The organism is Limnohabitans sp. JirII-29, from assembly GCF_003063395.1.
Lineage (GTDB): Bacteria > Pseudomonadota > Gammaproteobacteria > Burkholderiales > Burkholderiaceae_C > Limnohabitans.
Genome location: NZ_NESB01000008.1, coordinates 44,291 through 66,260, shown reverse-complemented (window position 1 = coordinate 66,260; position 21,970 = coordinate 44,291). Strand labels below are relative to the sequence as shown.

Sequence of the window (21,970 nt, the reverse complement as noted above, 5' to 3'; positions counted from 1 at the left end):
TTCAGGGCTTGGATTCTTTGAGAGCGACGGGGTAGACCTTGAACCACTTCACGGCGCCGGCTTTGGTGTGCAAGACCTCAAAGCGCAACTGCATCCAGTCAAAGTGCTCGCCACGGCGTGGCACATGGCCCATGGCATGGGCGATGAAGCCCCCGATGGTATCGAACTTGTTGTCCTCGGCAGCGTCTTCATCTTGACGCGTGGGCACTAGGTCAAAGGCTTCGGTGACACGTTCGATGGAGGTGTCACCGCTGACGCGGTAGGTGCGGTCTGCCAAGGCAAAGATGTCGCCAGCATCTTCGGCCTGGTCGAACTCGTCTTCGATGTCACCCACGATTTGCTCCAACACGTCTTCGATGGTGATGAGGCCTGCGATACGTCCAAATTCATCGACCACCAAGGCCATGTGGTTACGGGTGTTGCGGAATTCGCGCAACAGGTCGTTGAGGCCTTTGCTCTCTGGCACAAAGACGGGGGGGCGCAACAGGGTGCGCAGATTCAAGGTCGGGGAGCGCTGGAGTTTGAGCAGGTCCTTGGCCAGCAAGATGCCCACCATGTTGTCGCGTTCGTTTTCGAACACGGGAAAGCGTGAGTGGCCGGTGTCGATGACTTGGTGCAAGGTGTCATCTAGCGAGGCCTCGATGTCGATCAGGTCCATGCGCGGGGCAGCGACCATGACGTCACCAGCGGTCAGGTCGGCCATGCGCAGCACGCCTTCGAGCATGGCGCGGCTTTCAGCGCCAATCACGCGGTTGTCTTCGGCATCGGACAGGGCGTCGAGCAGCTCTTCGCGCGAATCGGGACCTGGATGGATGAATTCAATCAGTCGCTGCCAGTAACTGCGTTTGTCGGCTGGCTCACTGTCTCGGTAATGCGGATCGGTCACTGTGGTGCGGCTGACAGCCGCGAGAGTCGGTAGGGCTCAAGCATAGCCCAAGGAGGGGTGGCGTTATTCCGCCGACTGGTGACGGCCGGCGCGCACGCCTTGGCGAATTTCTTGCACTTTGGACAAGAAGTCCCAAAACCTTTTGGCATCTTCTTTGATGCTGTAGTTGGCTTTGGCGTATTGGTCGACCACGAGTTCGGTGACACGGCTGTCCAGATCGCGTTTGGGCAAGCGCAGGTAGGCTTCGGTCTCAGACCCGTCTCGCTCAAGGGTAGCCCCGCTTTTGCGCGTGATCCGAATCATGGGCGCGTTTTCGCTCAAGGCATGGATGTAGATTTGCGACACTTTCTCGTTGCGTGCGTGCATGACGGCACGCTCAAAGAGACGCGCACCATAACCTCTGCCACGCGCATAGGCCAGAACGGAAACACCAAATTCGGCACTGGAGGGACGACCAGGCGTTTGCATCAGGGCCAAGTGAGCCATCGCCACAATGTCGAGGTTGCGGTTGAAGATGCCGTAGATTTCGTCTCGGTCAAAGTTCAGCCCCTCGATGTAACGCGTGATGTGTTCGTCGTTGGCCGCATAGCCAAAACGCAAATAACGATCATGCGCGGACAAGGCCAATAAATGGGCCTTGATTTTGGGCAAGTGCTCTGGGTTCAAAGGACAAATTGGTATCAACACACCCTCCGTATCCGACTTGAGTCCTTGTGGGACACCCGTTATGCGCATCAGTTGGCGACCCGCTTCTACGGTCGTGCGGGCCAATGTGTGTACAAGAGTCATCCCTGAATTGTACGGGTTTTCCCTAATCTTTGCATGAATCTGACACGGTAATCGCTGTGGGGTCACTCCCGATAAGGTGTGTCCGTTTCGACATCCACAATACGCCATCAAGGAGAGCGCAATGGATAAACCGTGGTTCAAGGCCTACCCACAAGGGGTTCCCCATACGGTGCGACCAGAGGAGTATCACTCGGTGGCGCATTTGTTGGAAGAGTCTTTCAAGAAAAATGCCTCGTCACGTTTTTCTGTCTGCATGGACCAATGGATGACGTACGCAGAGCTCGACCATGCGTCAGCAGCTTTTGGCGCGTGGCTTCAAGGGCTTGCGCTCGATCCCGGCTCACGGGTGGCCATCATGTTGCCCAATATTCCCCAATTCGCGGTGGTAATGGCGGCTGTGCTGCGCGCGGGGTATACGTGTGTAAATGTGAACCCGCTGTATACAGCGCGTGAACTCGCCCACCAGCTGAACGATTCTGGCGCAACCACGATTGTGATTTTGGAGAATTTTGCTCGAACGCTGGAAGAGGTGATTGACGCCACACCCATTCAAAACGTGGTGATTGCGTCGATGGGTGACATGCTGGGTTTCTGGTTCGGTCGCTGGATCACGTTTGCGGTGCGTCACTTAGCGCGCATGGTGCCCGCCTTCAAATTGCCGCGTCAAGACAAGCAAGGACATGCACGGCATATCGTGTCGTTCAAGCAAGCTCTGAGTGAAGGAATGCAACGCACGCTGAAAGCGAGTGGACGCGATTTGGATTCAACGGCATTCCTTCAATACACAGGCGGGACTACGGGCTTGTCCAAAGGTGCGGTGCTGACTGATCGCAACATCGTGGCAGCTATTTTGCAAGCGGACGCTTGGTTCTCACCTGCCACGGCACGCGTAGGCGATGTGCGAAATATCAACTGCATTGCGGCCTTGCCCCTGTATCACATCTTCGCGCTCACACTGTGTTTGCTATCGATTCGTTGGGGCGCACAGATCACGTTGATTCCGAATCCGCGCGACATCGACAAGTTTGTGGACGTGCTTAAAAAACGCCCATTTCACTTGCTGCCTGCCGTGAACACCTTGTTCAACGCGTTGCTGTTGCATCCGCATTTTCAGTCACTTGATTTTTCAAGTTTGTGCGTGTCTCAAGCAGGAGGGATGGCGGCATCAGAGGGTACGGCAAAACGTTGGCAAGAGGTGACGGGCTGCGCGATGGTGGAAGGCTGGGGGATGAGCGAGACCTGTGCCATTGGCACCAACAACCCGGTCACAGCAACGCATTTCAGTGGCTCAATCGGACTGCCTTTGCCGGGCATTGAGATTGCCATCAAAGGTGATGACGGCGCCAGTTTGGCCATCGGGTCAACCGGAGAGATTTGCATCAAAGGTCCCAATGTGATGACCGGCTACTACCAGCAAGAGGAAGAAACTGCGAGAGCGTTTACCTCGGATGGTTTCATGCGAACGGGTGATATCGGCGTGATGGATGAGAAAGGCTTCACACGCATTGTTGATCGCAAAAAGGACATGATTTTGGTCAGCGGTTTCAATGTGTTTCCCAATGAATTAGAGAACGTGATTTCTCTGTGTCCAGGCGTGGTGGAGTGTGCGGCAATTGGCGTTCCGGATGAGAAACAAGGTGAAGCCATCAAGGTGTTCGTTGTCCGCAGCGATGTCACGTTGACTGAAGAGGATGTGGCCGATTTTTGTCGTCAAAATTTCACCGGATACAAAATTCCAAAACACATCGAATTTCGCGATGAGTTGCCCAAATCAAATGTCGGAAAAGTACTGCGTCGTGAACTCAGAACAAATAAATAAATCAAATCTCACCTTACCGCCAGGACTGAATTTTTTTCAACGAGGCTGGCTGTCATCCAACAATGTGCTGCTTAGGGACAGCGAACAAGCTGTCTTAGTCGACACAGGCTATTGGACACACAGCGCACAGACGCTGGACTTGGTTCAGCGTTGTCTGGCAACACAACCTCTGACTCGCATCATCAACACACATTTACACAGTGACCACTGCGGCGGGAACGCAGCGCTGCAAGAGGCCTATCCTGCGGCAGAAACATTCGTGCCTCCAGGTCACGCCAATTTTGTATTTGATTGGGATCCCGCGGCGCTGACCTATACGCCCACTGGTCAGCATTGCCCAAAATTTTTAGCCCGAGACGTGATTCGCCCTGGTGAGCGTTTCAGCGTATCGGATCAAGAGTGGTTGGCATTGGCTGCGCCAGGCCATGATCCGCATTCCATTGTTCTTTTTTGCGAAGAAACTGGTGTTTTGATCTCGGCTGACGCGCTCTGGGAAAATGGTTTTGGAGTGGTATTTCCAGAAATAGAAGGCATCGAAGCTTTTGAAGATGTCGCGAAGACTTTGGATTTGATTGCGTCACTTCAAGTGACGGTTGTGCTGCCCGGTCACGGTGAGCCATTTACAAACGTGCAATTGGCATTGGTCAATGCAAGAAAACGATTGGCCAGCTTTCGCGATGACCCAGAAAAACATGCCAACTACGCAGCCAAGGTACTGCTTAAATTCAAACTACTTGAACTTCAGACCGTTGAGCAAGCGAATTTTGAGCAGTGGGCAATGGACTGCGATTATTTGAAGCTGTTACAGCAACGCTATGCAAATAATCTTTCGTTTGGTAACTGGTTTCGAGGCCTACTGCTGAGTCTCGAAAAAAACGGCGCTTTGATTTGCGCAAGCGGTAAGCTTATTAACCGCTAAAAAACAAAACCCCCCACTCACTGAGTGGGGGGTTCTGAGGGCTGTAATAGCCTGACGATGTCCTACTTTCACACGGGAACCCGCACTATCATCGGCGCTAAGTCGTTTCACTGTCCTGTTCGGGATGGGAAGGAGTGGTACCAACTTGCTATGGTCATCAGGCATAACTTGTTGTCACCTTGACTAGGTCAAGGCAACGAATTCATAGAGTTTGGAATTAGCTTGTGGTCTTTCGACCATTTTTGAATGCGTCACTTGGCATAACTTCCTTGATCATTTCTGAATCAAAGTTATAGGGTCAAGTCGCACGAGCAATTAGTATCAGTTAGCTTAACGCATTACTGCGCTTCCACACCTGACCTATCAACGTCCTGGTCTTGAACGACTCTTTAGGGGGCTCAAGGCCCCGGCAGATCTCATCTTGAAACGAGTTTCCCGCTTAGATGCTTTCAGCGGTTATCTCTTCCACACATAGCTACTCGGCAATGCCACTGGCGTGACAACCGATACACCAGAGGTGTGTCCACTCCGGTCCTCTCGTACTAGGAGCAGGCTTCCTCAAATCTGCAGCGCCCACGGAAGATAGGGACCAAACTGTCTCACGACGTTTTAAACCCAGCTCACGTACCTCTTTAAATGGCGAACAGCCATACCCTTGGGACCGGCTACAGCCCCAGGATGAGATGAGCCGACATCGAGGTGCCAAACACCGCCGTCGATATGAACTCTTGGGCGGTATCAGCCTGTTATCCCCAGAGTACCTTTTATCCGTTGAGCGATGGCCCTTCCATACAGAACCACCGGATCACTATGTCCTACTTTCGTATCTGCTCGACTTGTCAGTCTCGCAGTTAAGCACGCTTATGCCATTGCACTATTAGCACGATGTCCGACCGTACCTAGCGTACCTTCGAACTCCTCCGTTACGCTTTGGGAGGAGACCGCCCCAGTCAAACTGCCTACCATGCACTGTCCCCGATCCCGATAAGGGACCTAGGTTAGAACCTCAAACACACCAGGGTGGTATTTCAACGTTGGCTCCACGCAGTCTAGCGACCACGCTTCAAAGCCTCCCACCTATCCTACACAGATCTGTTCAAAGTCCAATACAAAGCTACAGTAAAGGTTCATGGGGTCTTTCCGTCTTTCCGCGGGGAGATTGCATCATCACAAACATTTCAACTTCGCTGAGTCTCAGGAGGAGACAGTGTGGCCATCGTTACGCCATTCGTGCAGGTCGGAACTTACCCGACAAGGAATTTCGCTACCTTAGGACCGTTATAGTTACGGCCGCCGTTTACTGGGACTTCAATCAAGAGCTTGCACCCCATCATTTAATCTTCCAGCACCGGGCAGGCGTCACACCCTATACGTCCACTTTCGTGTTTGCAGAGTGCTGTGTTTTTATTAAACAGTCGCAGCCACCGATTCTCTGAGGCCTCATTCTGCTCCCCTTGTACAGGTTCACATACTAAAGGCACACCTTCTTCCGAAGTTACGGTGTCAATTTGCCGAGTTCCTTCTCCTGAGTTCTCTCAAGCGCCTTAGAATACTCATCTCGCGCACCAGTGTCGGTTTGCGGTACGGTCGTGTGTAGCTGAAGCTTAGTGGCTTTTCCTGGAAGCAGGGTATCACTCACTTCGGAAGCAAGCTTCCTCGTTATCACCCCTCATCTAAGCCCGGCGGATTTACCTACCAGGCACGACTACAGGCTTGAACAGACATATCCAACAGTCTGCTGAGCTAACCTTCTCCGTCCCCACATCGCACTACACATCGGTACAGGAATATTGACCTGTTTCCCATCAACTACGCATCTCTGCCTCGCCTTAGGGGCCGACTCACTCTACGCCGATGAACGTTGCGTAGAAAACCTTGCGCTTACGGCGAGGGGGCTTTTCACCCCCTTTAACGCTACTCATGTCAGCATTCGCACTTCTGATACCTCCAGCACGCTTTACAACGCACCTTCACAGGCTTACAGAACGCTCTCCTACCACTTGCAATAAATTGCAAATCCGCAGCTTCGGTAACTGGCTTAGCCCCGTTACATCTTCCGCGCAGGACGACTCGATCAGTGAGCTATTACGCTTTCTTTAAATGATGGCTGCTTCTAAGCCAACATCCTGACTGTTTTAGCCTTCCCACTTCGTTTCCCACTTAGCCAATTTTAGGGACCTTAGCTGGCGGTCTGGGTTGTTTCCCTCTTGAGTCCGGACGTTAGCACCCGGTGCTCTGTCTCCCAAGCTGTACTCTGCGGTATTCGGAGTTTGCCTTGGTTTGGTAAGTCGCCATGACCCCCTAGCCAAAACAGTGCTCTACCCCCGCAGGTAATACTTGAGGCACTACCTAAATAGTTTTCGGAGAGAACCAGCTATTTCCAAGTTTGTTTAGCCTTTCACCCCTATCCACAGGTCATCCGCTAATTTTGCAACATTAGTCGGTTCGGACCTCCAGTACCTGTTACGGCACCTTCATCCTGCCCATGGATAGATCACTTGGTTTCGGGTCTACACCCAGCGACTAATTCGCCCTATTCGGACTCGATTTCTCTACGGCTTCCCTATTCGGTTAACCTTGCCACTGAATGTAAGTCGCTGACCCATTATACAAAAGGTACGCAGTCACCCTTGCGGGCTCCTACTTTTTGTAAGCATACGGTTTCAGGATCTATTTCACTCCCCTCCCGGGGTTCTTTTCGCCTTTCCCTCACGGTACTAGTTCACTATCGGTCGATGATGAGTATTTAGCCTTGGAGGATGGTCCCCCCATATTCAGACAGGATTACACGTGTCCCGCCCTACTTGTCGTTAGCTTAGTACCACACAGGTCTTTTCACGTACGGGGCTATCACCCTCTATAGCTGACCTTTCCAGGTCATTCCGTTAAGTCTTGTGCTATCACTAACAGGCTTCTCCGATTTCGCTCGCCACTACTTTCGGAATCTCGGTTGATGTCTTTTCCTCGAGCTACTGAGATGTTTCAGTTCACCCGGTTCGCCTCGCACAGCTATGTATTCACTATGCGATACCCTCTGCAGGGTAGGTTTCCCCATTCAGAAATCTCCGGATCAAAGCTAATTTGCCAGCTCCCCGAAGCTTATCGCAGGCTATCACGTCTTTCGTCGCCTATCATCGCCAAGGCATCCACCATATGCTCTTAGTCACTTGACCCTATAACTTTGACACCTCTTTCGAGATCAAAATTGTTTCAAGGACTGATTTGACAGGTCTCTCACCTGTCGCGTTATGCCGTAATGTGAATAATCCTTCGATATTTCTATCGAGAGAACAATTCGTCATTACTGAATTTCAAAATGTTTTTCAACACAATTGAATATTCGTTTTGACGCAATCAAAAAATGTCGCTGGCGGCACGGTCTGTACTAAACCTTTACGAATGTACAGTTTCCGCCAGCAACGCTAATTCGACTCTATGAATTTTTAAAGAACAGCCTAGTTAATCGATCAATACCGATCAACAACAAAATAGCCTCAACGAAGCCACTTTGTTGTTGAATTTAATGGTGGAGGATGACGGGATCGAACCGACGACCCCCTGCTTGCAAAGCAGGTGCTCTCCCAGCTGAGCTAATCCCCCATTGATTCACTAAGAAGTGATGGTGGGTCTGGTTGGAATCGAACCAACGACCCCCGCCTTATCAAGACGGTGCTCTAACCAACTGAGCTACAGACCCAAGCCGGTCGCGATTTACCCGGCAATTTCCGAGATCAATCGACGACAACCCTCTAACAACCGATAAGTGTGGACGTTCAATTTAGATTGCAGTTTCCAGAAAGGAGGTGATCCAGCCGCACCTTCCGATACGGCTACCTTGTTACGACTTCACCCCAGTCACGAACCCTGCCGTGGTAATCGCCCTCCTTACGGTTAGGCTAACTACTTCTGGCAGAACCCGCTCCCATGGTGTGACGGGCGGTGTGTACAAGACCCGGGAACGTATTCACCGTGACATTCTGATCCACGATTACTAGCGATTCCGACTTCACGCAGTCGAGTTGCAGACTGCGATCCGGACTACGACTGGTTTTACGGGATTAGCTCCCCCTCGCGGGTTGGCAACCCTTTGTACCAGCCATTGTATGACGTGTGTAGCCCCACCTATAAGGGCCATGAGGACTTGACGTCATCCCCACCTTCCTCCGGTTTGTCACCGGCAGTCTCATTAGAGTGCCCAACTAAATGTAGCAACTAATGACAAGGGTTGCGCTCGTTGCGGGACTTAACCCAACATCTCACGACACGAGCTGACGACAGCCATGCAGCACCTGTGTTACGGCTCTCTTTCGAGCACTCCTCTATCTCTAAAGGATTCCGTACATGTCAAAGGTGGGTAAGGTTTTTCGCGTTGCATCGAATTAAACCACATCATCCACCGCTTGTGCGGGTCCCCGTCAATTCCTTTGAGTTTCAACCTTGCGGCCGTACTCCCCAGGCGGTCAACTTCACGCGTTAGCTTCGTTACTGAGTCAGTGAAGACCCAACAACCAGTTGACATCGTTTAGGGCGTGGACTACCAGGGTATCTAATCCTGTTTGCTCCCCACGCTTTCGTGCATGAGCGTCAGTACAGGCCCAGGGGATTGCCTTCGCCATCGGTGTTCCTCCGCATATCTACGCATTTCACTGCTACACGCGGAATTCCATCCCCCTCTGCCGTACTCCAGCTATACAGTCACAAATGCAGTTCCCAGGTTGAGCCCGGGGATTTCACATCTGTCTTATATAACCGCCTGCGCACGCTTTACGCCCAGTAATTCCGATTAACGCTTGCACCCTACGTATTACCGCGGCTGCTGGCACGTAGTTAGCCGGTGCTTATTCTTACGGTACCGTCATGAGCCCCTCGTATTAAGAGAAACCTTTTCGTTCCGTACAAAAGCAGTTTACAACCCGAAGGCCTTCGTCCTGCACGCGGAATGGCTGGATCAGACTTGCGTCCATTGTCCAAAATTCCCCACTGCTGCCTCCCGTAGGAGTCTGGACCGTGTCTCAGTTCCAGTGTGGCTGGTCGTCCTCTCAGACCAGCTACAGATCGTTGGCTTGGTGAGCCTTTACCCCACCAACTACCTAATCTGATATCGGCCGCTCCAATCGCGCGAGGTCTTGCGATCCCCCGCTTTCATCCATAGATCGTATGCGGTATTAGCGTAATTTTCACTACGTTATCCCCCACGACTGGGCACGTTCCGATATATTACTCACCCGTTCGCCACTCGCCACCAAGGTTACCCTCGTGCTGCCGTTCGACTTGCATGTGTAAAGCATTCCGCCAGCGTTCAATCTGAGCCAGGATCAAACTCTATAGTTCGATCTTGATTTTTTTCGCTCTTTCGAGCAACTCATAAAAACGGAATTGAAGTGAACTTCACTTCTATTCTCATGAGCGTTTGTAAGCCAATTAAGACTTAGTTCCGAAGAACTTGGCAATCGCCATCAAACGCCCACGCTTATCGGCTGTATTTTTTTAAGGATCTAACTCAACTTCTTGAGTAACTTAGCTGCGATCAGCGAAGCCTTGCAGTATACAACGATTTTTTGTCGTTGCACAACTGTTTGGGAAATTAACTTAAATAAAAATTACTTTCCAAACACGCCCGCAATCAAATTGTGGGTACTGGTGACAAAACCCCCCACTCACTGAGTGGGGGGTTCTGAGGGCTGTAATAGCCTGACGATGTCCTACTTTCACACGGGAACCCGCACTATCATCGGCGCTAAGTCGTTTCACTGTCCTGTTCGGGATGGGAAGGAGTGGTACCAACTTGCTATGGTCATCAGGCATAACTTGTTGTCACCTTGACTAGGTCAAGGCAACGAATTCATAGAGTTTGGAATTAGCTTGTGGTCTTTCGACCATTTTTGAATGCGTCACTTGGCATAACTTCCTTGATCATTTCTGAATCAAAGTTATAGGGTCAAGTCGCACGAGCAATTAGTATCAGTTAGCTTAACGCATTACTGCGCTTCCACACCTGACCTATCAACGTCCTGGTCTTGAACGACTCTTTAGGGGGCTCAAGGCCCCGGCAGATCTCATCTTGAAACGAGTTTCCCGCTTAGATGCTTTCAGCGGTTATCTCTTCCACACATAGCTACTCGGCAATGCCACTGGCGTGACAACCGATACACCAGAGGTGTGTCCACTCCGGTCCTCTCGTACTAGGAGCAGGCTTCCTCAAATCTGCAGCGCCCACGGAAGATAGGGACCAAACTGTCTCACGACGTTTTAAACCCAGCTCACGTACCTCTTTAAATGGCGAACAGCCATACCCTTGGGACCGGCTACAGCCCCAGGATGAGATGAGCCGACATCGAGGTGCCAAACACCGCCGTCGATATGAACTCTTGGGCGGTATCAGCCTGTTATCCCCAGAGTACCTTTTATCCGTTGAGCGATGGCCCTTCCATACAGAACCACCGGATCACTATGTCCTACTTTCGTATCTGCTCGACTTGTCAGTCTCGCAGTTAAGCACGCTTATGCCATTGCACTATTAGCACGATGTCCGACCGTACCTAGCGTACCTTCGAACTCCTCCGTTACGCTTTGGGAGGAGACCGCCCCAGTCAAACTGCCTACCATGCACTGTCCCCGATCCCGATAAGGGACCTAGGTTAGAACCTCAAACACACCAGGGTGGTATTTCAACGTTGGCTCCACGCAGTCTAGCGACCACGCTTCAAAGCCTCCCACCTATCCTACACAGATCTGTTCAAAGTCCAATACAAAGCTACAGTAAAGGTTCATGGGGTCTTTCCGTCTTTCCGCGGGGAGATTGCATCATCACAAACATTTCAACTTCGCTGAGTCTCAGGAGGAGACAGTGTGGCCATCGTTACGCCATTCGTGCAGGTCGGAACTTACCCGACAAGGAATTTCGCTACCTTAGGACCGTTATAGTTACGGCCGCCGTTTACTGGGACTTCAATCAAGAGCTTGCACCCCATCATTTAATCTTCCAGCACCGGGCAGGCGTCACACCCTATACGTCCACTTTCGTGTTTGCAGAGTGCTGTGTTTTTATTAAACAGTCGCAGCCACCGATTCTCTGAGGCCTCATTCTGCTCCCCTTGTACAGGTTCACATACTAAAGGCACACCTTCTTCCGAAGTTACGGTGTCAATTTGCCGAGTTCCTTCTCCTGAGTTCTCTCAAGCGCCTTAGAATACTCATCTCGCGCACCAGTGTCGGTTTGCGGTACGGTCGTGTGTAGCTGAAGCTTAGTGGCTTTTCCTGGAAGCAGGGTATCACTCACTTCGGAAGCAAGCTTCCTCGTTATCACCCCTCATCTAAGCCCGGCGGATTTACCTACCAGGCACGACTACAGGCTTGAACAGACATATCCAACAGTCTGCTGAGCTAACCTTCTCCGTCCCCACATCGCACTACACATCGGTACAGGAATATTGACCTGTTTCCCATCAACTACGCATCTCTGCCTCGCCTTAGGGGCCGACTCACTCTACGCCGATGAACGTTGCGTAGAAAACCTTGCGCTTACGGCGAGGGGGCTTTTCACCCCCTTTAACGCTACTCATGTCAGCATTCGCACTTCTGATACCTCCAGCACGCTTTACAACGCACCTTCACAGGCTTACAGAACGCTCTCCTACCACTTGCAATAAATTGCAAATCCGCAGCTTCGGTAACTGGCTTAGCCCCGTTACATCTTCCGCGCAGGACGACTCGATCAGTGAGCTATTACGCTTTCTTTAAATGATGGCTGCTTCTAAGCCAACATCCTGACTGTTTTAGCCTTCCCACTTCGTTTCCCACTTAGCCAATTTTAGGGACCTTAGCTGGCGGTCTGGGTTGTTTCCCTCTTGAGTCCGGACGTTAGCACCCGGTGCTCTGTCTCCCAAGCTGTACTCTGCGGTATTCGGAGTTTGCCTTGGTTTGGTAAGTCGCCATGACCCCCTAGCCAAAACAGTGCTCTACCCCCGCAGGTAATACTTGAGGCACTACCTAAATAGTTTTCGGAGAGAACCAGCTATTTCCAAGTTTGTTTAGCCTTTCACCCCTATCCACAGGTCATCCGCTAATTTTGCAACATTAGTCGGTTCGGACCTCCAGTACCTGTTACGGCACCTTCATCCTGCCCATGGATAGATCACTTGGTTTCGGGTCTACACCCAGCGACTAATTCGCCCTATTCGGACTCGATTTCTCTACGGCTTCCCTATTCGGTTAACCTTGCCACTGAATGTAAGTCGCTGACCCATTATACAAAAGGTACGCAGTCACCCTTGCGGGCTCCTACTTTTTGTAAGCATACGGTTTCAGGATCTATTTCACTCCCCTCCCGGGGTTCTTTTCGCCTTTCCCTCACGGTACTAGTTCACTATCGGTCGATGATGAGTATTTAGCCTTGGAGGATGGTCCCCCCATATTCAGACAGGATTACACGTGTCCCGCCCTACTTGTCGTTAGCTTAGTACCACACAGGTCTTTTCACGTACGGGGCTATCACCCTCTATAGCTGACCTTTCCAGGTCATTCCGTTAAGTCTTGTGCTATCACTAACAGGCTTCTCCGATTTCGCTCGCCACTACTTTCGGAATCTCGGTTGATGTCTTTTCCTCGAGCTACTGAGATGTTTCAGTTCACCCGGTTCGCCTCGCACAGCTATGTATTCACTATGCGATACCCTCTGCAGGGTAGGTTTCCCCATTCAGAAATCTCCGGATCAAAGCTAATTTGCCAGCTCCCCGAAGCTTATCGCAGGCTATCACGTCTTTCGTCGCCTATCATCGCCAAGGCATCCACCATATGCTCTTAGTCACTTGACCCTATAACTTTGACACCTCTTTCGAGATCAAAATTGTTTCAAGGACTGATTTGACAGGTCTCTCACCTGTCGCGTTATGCCGTAATGTGAATAATCCTTCGATATTTCTATCGAGAGAACAATTCGTCATTACTGAATTTCAAAATGTTTTTCAACACAATTGAATATTCGTTTTGACGCAATCAAAAAATGTCGCTGGCGGCACGGTCTGTACTAAACCTTTACGAATGTACAGTTTCCGCCAGCAACGCTAATTCGACTCTATGAATTTTTAAAGAACAGCCTAGTTAATCGATCAATACCGATCAACAACAAAATAGCCTCAACGAAGCCACTTTGTTGTTGAATTTAATGGTGGAGGATGACGGGATCGAACCGACGACCCCCTGCTTGCAAAGCAGGTGCTCTCCCAGCTGAGCTAATCCCCCATTGATTCACTAAGAAGTGATGGTGGGTCTGGTTGGAATCGAACCAACGACCCCCGCCTTATCAAGACGGTGCTCTAACCAACTGAGCTACAGACCCAAGCCGGTCGCGATTTACCCGGCAATTTCCGAGATCAATCGACGACAACCCTCTAACAACCGATAAGTGTGGACGTTCAATTTAGATTGCAGTTTCCAGAAAGGAGGTGATCCAGCCGCACCTTCCGATACGGCTACCTTGTTACGACTTCACCCCAGTCACGAACCCTGCCGTGGTAATCGCCCTCCTTACGGTTAGGCTAACTACTTCTGGCAGAACCCGCTCCCATGGTGTGACGGGCGGTGTGTACAAGACCCGGGAACGTATTCACCGTGACATTCTGATCCACGATTACTAGCGATTCCGACTTCACGCAGTCGAGTTGCAGACTGCGATCCGGACTACGACTGGTTTTACGGGATTAGCTCCCCCTCGCGGGTTGGCAACCCTTTGTACCAGCCATTGTATGACGTGTGTAGCCCCACCTATAAGGGCCATGAGGACTTGACGTCATCCCCACCTTCCTCCGGTTTGTCACCGGCAGTCTCATTAGAGTGCCCAACTAAATGTAGCAACTAATGACAAGGGTTGCGCTCGTTGCGGGACTTAACCCAACATCTCACGACACGAGCTGACGACAGCCATGCAGCACCTGTGTTACGGCTCTCTTTCGAGCACTCCTCTATCTCTAAAGGATTCCGTACATGTCAAAGGTGGGTAAGGTTTTTCGCGTTGCATCGAATTAAACCACATCATCCACCGCTTGTGCGGGTCCCCGTCAATTCCTTTGAGTTTCAACCTTGCGGCCGTACTCCCCAGGCGGTCAACTTCACGCGTTAGCTTCGTTACTGAGTCAGTGAAGACCCAACAACCAGTTGACATCGTTTAGGGCGTGGACTACCAGGGTATCTAATCCTGTTTGCTCCCCACGCTTTCGTGCATGAGCGTCAGTACAGGCCCAGGGGATTGCCTTCGCCATCGGTGTTCCCCCGCATATCTACGCATTTCACTGCTACCCGCGGAATTCCATCCCCCTCTGCCGTACTCCACCTATACAGTCACACATGCAGTTCCCAGGTTGAGCCCGGCGATTTCACATCTGTCTTATATAACCGCCTGCGCACGCTTTACGCCCAGTAATTCCGATTAACGCTTGCACCCTACGTATTACCGCGGCTGCTGGCACGTAGTTAGCCGGTGCTTATTCTTACGGTACCGTCATGAGCCCCTCGTATTAAGAGAAACCTTTTCGTTCCGTACAAAAGCAGTTTACAACCCGAAGGCCTTCGTCCTGCACGCGGAATGGCTGGATCAGACTTGCGTCCATTGTCCAAAATTCCCCACTGCTGCCTCCCGTAGGAGTCTGGACCGTGTCTCAGTTCCAGTGTGGCTGGTCGTCCTCTCAGACCAGCTACAGATCGTTGGCTTGGTGAGCCTTTACCCCACCAACTACCTAATCTGATATCGGCCGCTCCAATCGCGCGAGGTCTTGCGATCCCCCGCTTTCATCCATAGATCGTATGCGGTATTAGCGTAATTTTCACTACGTTATCCCCCACGACTGGGCACGTTCCGATATATTACTCACCCGTTCGCCACTCGCCACCAAGGTTACCCTCGTGCTGCCGTTCGACTTGCATGTGTAAAGCATTCCGCCAGCGTTCAATCTGAGCCAGGATCAAACTCTATAGTTCGATCTTGATTTTTTTCGCTCTTTCGAGCAACTCATAAAAACGGAATTGAAGTGAACTTCACTTCTATTCTCATGAGCGTTTGTAAGCCAATTAAGACTTAGTTCCGAAGAACTTGGCAATCGCCATCAAACGCCCACGCTTATCGGCTGTATTTTTTTAAGGATCTAACTCAACTTCTTGAGTAACTTAGCTGCGATCAGCGAAGCCTTGCAGTATACAACGATTTTTTGTCGTTGCGTAAAAATTTTTGAAAATTTTTACATCCATCTGACTCTTGGCTACCGGGTTAACCCTTTGCCATTGTTATCAGCGGAGCCCGTCAGTATAGCACCACTTTTACAAACAACACAAGGGAATCCATTTATTTTCTAACTTGCGTAGAACACCCAAGTAATTTTGAGGACGCGTTACTTACTCTAGGGAATGAAACCACACTTGAAGCGACACCGATAATCAATCATGTCTCTAATTACTTTACAACAAGCCCAACTATCCTTTGGGCACGTCGCACTGCTTGATCACGCAGAGTTTTCACTGGAGCCGCTAGAACGCGTTGGTCTCATTGGCCGTAACGGCGCAGGAAAGTCATCGCTGCTGCGCATACTCGCAGGCATGGAGAAGCCTGATGATGGCGACATGCGTGTTCAGCAAGGGCTACGCGTCACTTATGTGGCCCAAGAGCCGTTACTTGACGGTGAACACTCTGTCTTTGACGCCGTCAGCTCTGGCCTTGCTCGTGTGATTGCACTCATTGAGCAGTACTCCATTGGCGAGGGGGACCTGAACGCGATACAAAACGAAATTGAAGTCTTCGACGGCTGGAATTGGGAGCAACGTGTGTATGAGACCCTACATCGCTTGCACCTAGACCCTCACGCACGAATCAGCGCACTCTCTGGCGGGACAGCGAAACGCGTGGCACTGGCTCAGGCACTCGTGACAGCACCCGATGTATTGCTACTAGACGAGCCGACGAACCACCTAGACCTCGATAGCATTGAGTGGCTAGAAGGTATGCTGATCGACTTCAAAGGCAGCGTGATCACCATCACGCACGATCGAACTTTCCTAGATCGTGTGGCAACACGCATTGTTGAGTTAGACCGTGGCCACTTGCTGTCTTATCCAGGCAACTTCGCCCAATACCAAGTTCAAAAAGAAGAACAGCTCAACCAAGAGGCTGTTATCAACGCCAAGGCAGACAAGCTCTTGGCAGGCGAAGAGGTTTGGATTCGCAAAGGCGTGGAGGCACGCCGCACCCGCAGCCAAAGTCGCATTGCTCGTCTAGAGGCATTGCGCGCAAGCCGAGAAGCCAGGCGTGACGCCGTAGGTAGAGTCAAGCTTGACCTAGCCAGTGGCGCACAAAGCGGCAAGATCGTTGCAGAGCTGACCGAGGTCAACAAAGCGTTCGGCGACAAAGTGATTGCCAAGAACTTTTCTGCCACCTTCTTGCGTGGAGACAAAATTGGCTTGATTGGACCCAATGGTGTTGGCAAAAGCACGTTGCTGAAAATGATCTTGGGCGAACTCCAACCGGACAGCGGGAAAGTTCGCCAAGGAGCCAACTTACAAGTGGCCTATTTCGACCAAATGCGTAACGCACTCGACATGAATGCAACGCTGGAGGACTTCATCAGCCCTGGTAGCGAATGGATCGAAATCGGAGACCAGAGAAAACACGTCAAAAGCTACCTCGACGACTTTTTGTTCTCACCGGCACGCGCCACCTCGCCTGTGCGCTCCTTGTCAGGAGGTGAGCGCAACCGGCTGCTGTTGGCACGTCTTTTTGCCAGGCCCGCCAACGTGCTCGTCTTGGACGAACCCACCAACGACTTGGACATCGACACGCTGGAGTTACTTGAAGAACTGCTGCAAACCTACAAAGGCACTGTGTTCATCGTCAGCCACGATCGCTCGTTCCTCGACAACGTCGCCACCAGCACACTAGTGTTTGAAGGCACGCCAGAGAATCCCGGCTTTTGGCGCGAATACGAAGGCAGCGTGCAAGACTGGTTGATTCAATCGGCCCGCACACGCAGCTTGAACATAACCAACACCAACGGAACGAAGCAAGCCGCAAGTGCACAAACCGCAACTGCATCCAAAACAGCTGCCACGCCCACGACAAAGCCGCGCAAACTCAGTTACAAAGAACAACGTGAACTCGACGCGTTGCCAGATTTGATCAGTTCCCTCGAAACCGAGCAAAAAGAAACACGGGCAGCCCTGGCAGACCCCAAGGTGTATGCCGACGACCCGGCTCACGTGGCCAAGTTACATGCCCGGGATACAGAAATCGAAACCGCACTCATGCACGCGTTGGAACGCTGGGAAGTGCTCTCCTCACCCACTTGATTCAACACCCCCATGGGACAGCTCTACCTCGTGCGACACGGCCAAGCCTCTTTGGGCGCCGACGACTATGACCAACTCAGTCCATTGGGGGCGCGCCAAGCCCAGCGCTTAGGCGAACATTGGCAGACCCAAGGATTGAAATTCGATGCCGTCTTCACTGGCACCCTCAAACGCCACAGACAAACCTTGGAAGGCATACAACTTGGCCTGGGTTTGTCACAGGACACGACCCTGTGGCCTGGCTTGAACGAATACGACAGTGAAGCCGTCATTCGCGGCGTGCATGCCGGGCCGTTGAACAAGCCTAGCAGCCCCGAAGGCTATCGCGAGCACTTTCGCCTGCTGCGCCGAGGCTTGAAAGCGTGGATGACGGGGCAGGCACGTCCCGAAGGCATGCCAGACCATGCTGAGTTTTTACAAGGCATCACAAGTGCCCTAGACCACATCCGTCAACAGCATGATGGCAACGTGCTCCTGGTCTCCAGCGGAGGGCCCATCTCCATGGCTGTGGGTCATGTGTTGAATCTGGAAGTAGACGGCGTCATTGAGCTCAATTTGCGCCTGCGTAACAGCGCGGTGTGCGAATTCAGCTTCAACCCCAAGCGCCACAGTCTGGTGTCATTCAACACCATCCCGCATTTGGAAACACCCAGCCACAAAGATTGGATCACCTACGCCTGAAGCTAGGCATCCACAGTTGACAAAGGCAAGGCCATGAACTCTTGCAGCAACTGCGCCAGTTGCTCACCGGCGCTCGTAACCAAGGCCTGTCCTTTGGCCGCTGTCGCGGCCGCCGCGTTCCCCGCCGCCCCCTGCGGGTTGTAGTCTTGCATGTGCCAACCCAGCTTGGCACTTTTGCCATTGCCCAAAACAGGGCACTGCGCAGCGCGTGTACGAGATGTGGAGTCAAAGTTTTGTGCCAAGGCCATGTTCACGGTTTCGGGTGCCAGCGCCAACATCATCGACGTCTCCATATCGCCCGCATGCACCCCAAAACGCTGCTCATCGGCTGAAAACGACTGCATTGCCGCCGCATCCAAAGGCAAGTTGTACCAACTGCTGCTGTACACCAGCAAACCATGCTGGCCACGCAACTCGCGCGCCACCACATCCATCAACCCCACATTGCCACCATGCGCGTTGAACAACAACAATTTCTTCACGCCTGCGCGGGCCACCGACGCGCCGATGTCACACCACAACTGAATCACCGTCTGAGGTGACAAGGTCAATGTGCCCGCAAAAGCCGTGTGTTCGGTGCTCAGGCCCAGGCTTTGTGTGGGCAACACCCAGACCGGATCTTGTTCGGACAAATGGGTCAAAGCAGCATTGACCACGCCGTTCACCAGCACCGTATCTACCGACAACGGCAAATGAGGACCATGTTGCTCGGTCGCACCCAGCGGGAGCACCGCCACCGCACGCGCAGGATCGAATCTGGCAAATGTCGAGGAGGTCAGATCAGCCCAGCGGTGCGAGGCCATCGCGGCAGAGTCAAAAGTAGGGGAAGTAGCGTCCATGCCCGCATCTTATCGGCTGCCTCGTTACCATTCCCAGATGCTCGACATCTCTCGCGGTCTTTACCTCTGCACCCTCGGCCAACTCTGGCGTTTGATACGCCTCACCCTCCTTCTGCTGTGCGGGCTGGGCGCCAGCGCAATAGCCTGGTCACAAAGCGCGGTGGTCACCACAGCGCAAGTGCGCGCCGAATTGGTGGCACACGCGCCCAACGGCGTGCAAGCGGGCCAAGCCCTCTGGGTCGGCTTGCAACTGCAACACCAACCCGAGTGGCACACCTACTGGCGCAACCCCGGCGACTCGGGCCTGCCCACACAACTGGAATGGAACCTCCCCGCAGGCGTTCAGGCCGGCCCCATCGCGTGGCCGCTGCCAAGTAAGTTACGCGCGGGCAGTCTGACCAACTACGGCTACGACCAACAGGTTTTGCTCGTGGTGCCTTTGACACTGTCACGTGAGTTCAAAGCCAGCCCCACCTTAGACATTCGGTTACACGCCAACTGGCTGGTTTGTCGGCTCGAATGCATTCCGCAAGAGGGTGACTTCCAGCTGCGCATTCCCACCCACAGCAGCCATGCGCCACTGACCCCTACGTTTGAAGCCGTCATAGCCCAACAACCCCGCACGGTCACGCCAACCCAGACGGAAACGCAGTTTGACGTTAAAGACCAAACGCAGTTCATCACACTACGCATCAGCAGCTTGCCTGCCGCACTGCAAGGCCATCGCTTGGCGGTATTTCCTGAAACACCCGAAATTTTGGAGTCCGCCACAGAACAACACCCCATGGCCAACCAGTCATGGCAAGGCGCTGTGTGGACAGCCAAACTGCCCTTGAGCAGCCTGCGACAAACCAGCCCGTCCACACTTCCCTTGTTGCTGGTAGACGGTCAAGGCGCGCAACGGCAAGGCTTCTCCATTGACCTGCCTCTCACACACGCTTGGCCCCCCCTGCCCGACGGGCCTATCGCGCCCCCCACGAATACACCCCGACCCCCCCAGACCGTCGAGGTTGGCCTCTGGGGTTTTGCGTTGGCGTTGGCGGGCGCCTTCATCGGTGGCCTGATCCTCAACCTCATGCCCTGTGTACTACCGATTTTGGCCATCAAAGTACTGAGCTTTGCCCAGCACAGCCGCCAGCACCGCGCCCACCGTATCGCCGGATTGGCCTACACAGCCGGTGTGGTGCTGAGCTTCTTGCTGCTCGGTGCAGGCGTGCTGGCGCTGCGCGCGGCTGGGGAACAACTTGGTTGGGGCTTTCAGTTGCAGTCCCCAATGGTGGTCAGCGCCTTGGCTGTGTTGTTCACTCTGATTGCACTCAACCTGTGGGGGCTGTTTGAGTTGGGACACGTGCTGCCCTCCGCCTGGCTTTCCTTTCAAGCGCGTCACCCAGTGAGCGACGCCTTGCTCTCAGGCGTACTTGCCGTCGCCGTCGCCTCCCCCTGCACGGCGCCCTTCATGGGCGCATCCTTGGGTCTGGCCATGACCCTGCCCATACCCCAGGCTCTGGCCATCTTCGCCAGCATGGGCTTGGGCTTGGCCTTGCCCTATTTGGCCGCCAGCTGGTGGCCTGCTGTGGCACGCCGCTTGCCTCATCCCGGGCCGTGGATGGTGATGCTGCGCCAACTGTTGGCTTTCCCCATGCTCGCCACCGTGGTGTGGCTGCTGTGGGTACTTGGGCAACAAACCAGCCTCGATGCCTCCACCTTGCTGCTGGCTTGGCTACTGGGTTTGTCCGCGCTGGTGTGGAGCACGCGCTTTCGCACCCACAGTGGCCGCTTATTGCAACTCATCTTTGTCTTGGCCTTGGGTTTAGCCGGGGCATCTTGGCTGCCGTGGCTCAACGATGCGCCCGACTCCGCACCCAACACCCGTGCAGACAGCTCAACATCCGCCAGCAGCACTTGGCAAGACTGGTCAGAGGCTGAGGTGGCGCAATCTTTGGCACGGAACCAACCGGTGTTTGTGGACTTCACCGCCGCCTGGTGTGTGACTTGCCAAATCAACAAGAAAACCACACTGGGCAACCCCGCTGTCTTGAGCGACTTTCAAGCGCACCAAGTCCGTCTATTGCGCGCCGACTGGACGCGACGCGACCCAGCCATCACCGCAGCACTCAACGCCTTGGGTCGAAGCGGTGTACCCGTCTATGTGCTCTATGCCCCAGGTCGAGCACCTTTGGTACTGTCTGAGTTGCTCAGCACCAGCCAAATTCATGAGGCACTGGCAGCACTGCCATCAACCCAGGAAACACCCATCACAGCTAAACCCTTGCCCAACCGATGACATCCGAAGATACCGCCATCGAGCGCAGCCTCTCCCAGTGCCATACCATTGCCGTAGTGGGCCTCTCGCCCAAACCACACCGCGACAGCTACCGTGTATCACAGTACATGCAAGCGCAGGGCTACCGCATCATTCCAGTCAATCCATTGGCCAAAGAAGTGCTGGGTGAACGCGCTTACGCCTCCTTGAGCGAAGCCGCACAACATGTCGCCATTGACATGGTGAACTGCTTTCGCAACGCACAAGACATACCCCCCATCGCCGACGAGGCCATCGCCCTGGGCGCCAAAGCCCTGTGGCTGCAAATTGGCATTGCCCATGACGGTGCCGCAGCATTGGCAACGCAGGCAGGTCTGTGGGTGGTACAAGACCGCTGCCTCATGGTGGAGCACGCACGCTGGGCACGGCAACACCGCTGAACGTCAAG

Annotated in this window: 9 protein-coding genes, 4 tRNA genes and 6 rRNA genes; 6 read left to right on the top strand and 13 right to left on the bottom strand. The window is 53.0% G+C overall.

Features of this window, described 5'->3' with window-relative positions:
• Nucleotide 1 precedes the first annotated feature (1 nt).
• Complete coding sequence (locus B9Z39_RS13075) at nucleotides 2-886, bottom strand: HlyC/CorC family transporter (protein WP_100147205.1); 885 nt, start codon at nucleotides 884-886, stop codon at nucleotides 2-4.
• A 63-nt stretch (nucleotides 887-949) separates the two neighbouring features.
• Nucleotides 950-1,621, bottom strand: a complete 672-nt coding sequence (locus tag B9Z39_RS13070) for a GNAT family N-acetyltransferase (RefSeq protein WP_108302074.1) — start codon at nucleotides 1,619-1,621, stop codon at nucleotides 950-952.
• A 175-nt stretch (nucleotides 1,622-1,796) separates the two neighbouring features.
• Here B9Z39_RS13070 and B9Z39_RS13065 point away from each other — a divergent pair, with 175 nt between their 5' ends.
• Both B9Z39_RS13065 and B9Z39_RS13060 read left to right on the top strand, forming a co-directional pair.
• The gene (locus B9Z39_RS13065) at nucleotides 1,797-3,494 is read left to right on the top strand and encodes an AMP-binding protein (RefSeq protein ID WP_108301999.1); all 1,698 of its coding nucleotides are present in this window, start codon (nucleotides 1,797-1,799) and stop codon (nucleotides 3,492-3,494) included.
• Entirely contained in the window at nucleotides 3,472-4,413 is a 942-nt protein-coding gene (locus tag B9Z39_RS13060) for an MBL fold metallo-hydrolase (protein ID WP_233202649.1), read from the top strand. The genes B9Z39_RS13065 and B9Z39_RS13060 overlap by 23 nt, the downstream gene beginning before the upstream one ends.
• Before the next feature lie 49 nt (nucleotides 4,414-4,462).
• Here the strand turns inward: B9Z39_RS13060 and rrf (B9Z39_RS13055) are convergent.
• From rrf (B9Z39_RS13055) to B9Z39_RS13010, 10 genes are all read right to left on the bottom strand, one after another.
• Nucleotides 4,463-4,575: ribosomal RNA gene (rrf, locus tag B9Z39_RS13055) — 5S ribosomal RNA — on the bottom strand.
• A 132-nt stretch (nucleotides 4,576-4,707) separates the two neighbouring features.
• Nucleotides 4,708-7,586 (bottom strand): 23S ribosomal RNA (locus tag B9Z39_RS13050).
• A gap of 351 nt (nucleotides 7,587-7,937) precedes the next feature.
• A tRNA-Ala gene (locus tag B9Z39_RS13045) sits at nucleotides 7,938-8,013 on the bottom strand.
• Nucleotides 8,014-8,033: 20 nt separating this feature from the next.
• Nucleotides 8,034-8,110, bottom strand: a tRNA-Ile gene (locus B9Z39_RS13040).
• Between the two features lie 99 nt (nucleotides 8,111-8,209).
• A 16S ribosomal RNA gene (locus B9Z39_RS13035) occupies nucleotides 8,210-9,744 on the bottom strand.
• 358 nt (nucleotides 9,745-10,102) lie between these two features.
• Nucleotides 10,103-10,215: ribosomal RNA gene (gene rrf / locus B9Z39_RS13030) — 5S ribosomal RNA — on the bottom strand.
• 132 nt (nucleotides 10,216-10,347) lie between these two features.
• Nucleotides 10,348-13,226 (bottom strand): 23S ribosomal RNA (locus tag B9Z39_RS13025).
• A 351-nt stretch (nucleotides 13,227-13,577) separates the two neighbouring features.
• A tRNA-Ala gene (locus tag B9Z39_RS13020) sits at nucleotides 13,578-13,653 on the bottom strand.
• A 20-nt stretch (nucleotides 13,654-13,673) separates the two neighbouring features.
• Nucleotides 13,674-13,750, bottom strand: a tRNA-Ile gene (locus tag B9Z39_RS13015).
• A gap of 99 nt (nucleotides 13,751-13,849) precedes the next feature.
• A 16S ribosomal RNA gene (locus B9Z39_RS13010) occupies nucleotides 13,850-15,384 on the bottom strand.
• Together the 16S, 23S and 5S rRNA genes with 4 tRNA genes alongside form the textbook arrangement of a ribosomal RNA operon.
• Before the next feature lie 459 nt (nucleotides 15,385-15,843).
• Between B9Z39_RS13010 and B9Z39_RS13005 the strand changes: the two genes are divergently transcribed.
• The gene (locus B9Z39_RS13005; RefSeq protein ID WP_100147208.1) at nucleotides 15,844-17,739 is read left to right on the top strand and encodes an ATP-binding cassette domain-containing protein; all 1,896 of its coding nucleotides are present in this window, start codon (nucleotides 15,844-15,846) and stop codon (nucleotides 17,737-17,739) included.
• A gap of 12 nt (nucleotides 17,740-17,751) precedes the next feature.
• Entirely contained in the window at nucleotides 17,752-18,420 is a 669-nt protein-coding gene (locus B9Z39_RS13000; protein WP_100147209.1) for a histidine phosphatase family protein, read from the top strand.
• Between the two features lie 2 nt (nucleotides 18,421-18,422).
• Here the strand turns inward: B9Z39_RS13000 and B9Z39_RS12995 are convergent, their stop codons facing one another.
• Nucleotides 18,423-19,259: a creatininase family protein gene (locus B9Z39_RS12995; protein WP_233249007.1), complete on the bottom strand. Its 837-nt coding sequence runs from the start codon at nucleotides 19,257-19,259 to the stop codon at nucleotides 18,423-18,425.
• Here B9Z39_RS12995 and B9Z39_RS12990 point away from each other — a divergent pair.
• Nucleotides 19,258-21,543, top strand: coding sequence for a protein-disulfide reductase DsbD (locus B9Z39_RS12990; RefSeq protein WP_233249006.1), 2,286 nt, complete (start codon nucleotides 19,258-19,260; stop codon nucleotides 21,541-21,543). The genes B9Z39_RS12995 and B9Z39_RS12990 overlap by 2 nt on opposite strands.
• Complete coding sequence (locus B9Z39_RS12985) at nucleotides 21,540-21,962, top strand: CoA-binding protein (protein WP_100147212.1); 423 nt, start codon at nucleotides 21,540-21,542, stop codon at nucleotides 21,960-21,962. Before B9Z39_RS12990 ends, B9Z39_RS12985 begins: the two co-directional genes overlap by 4 nt.
• The last annotated feature ends 8 nt before the right edge of the window (nucleotides 21,963-21,970 follow it).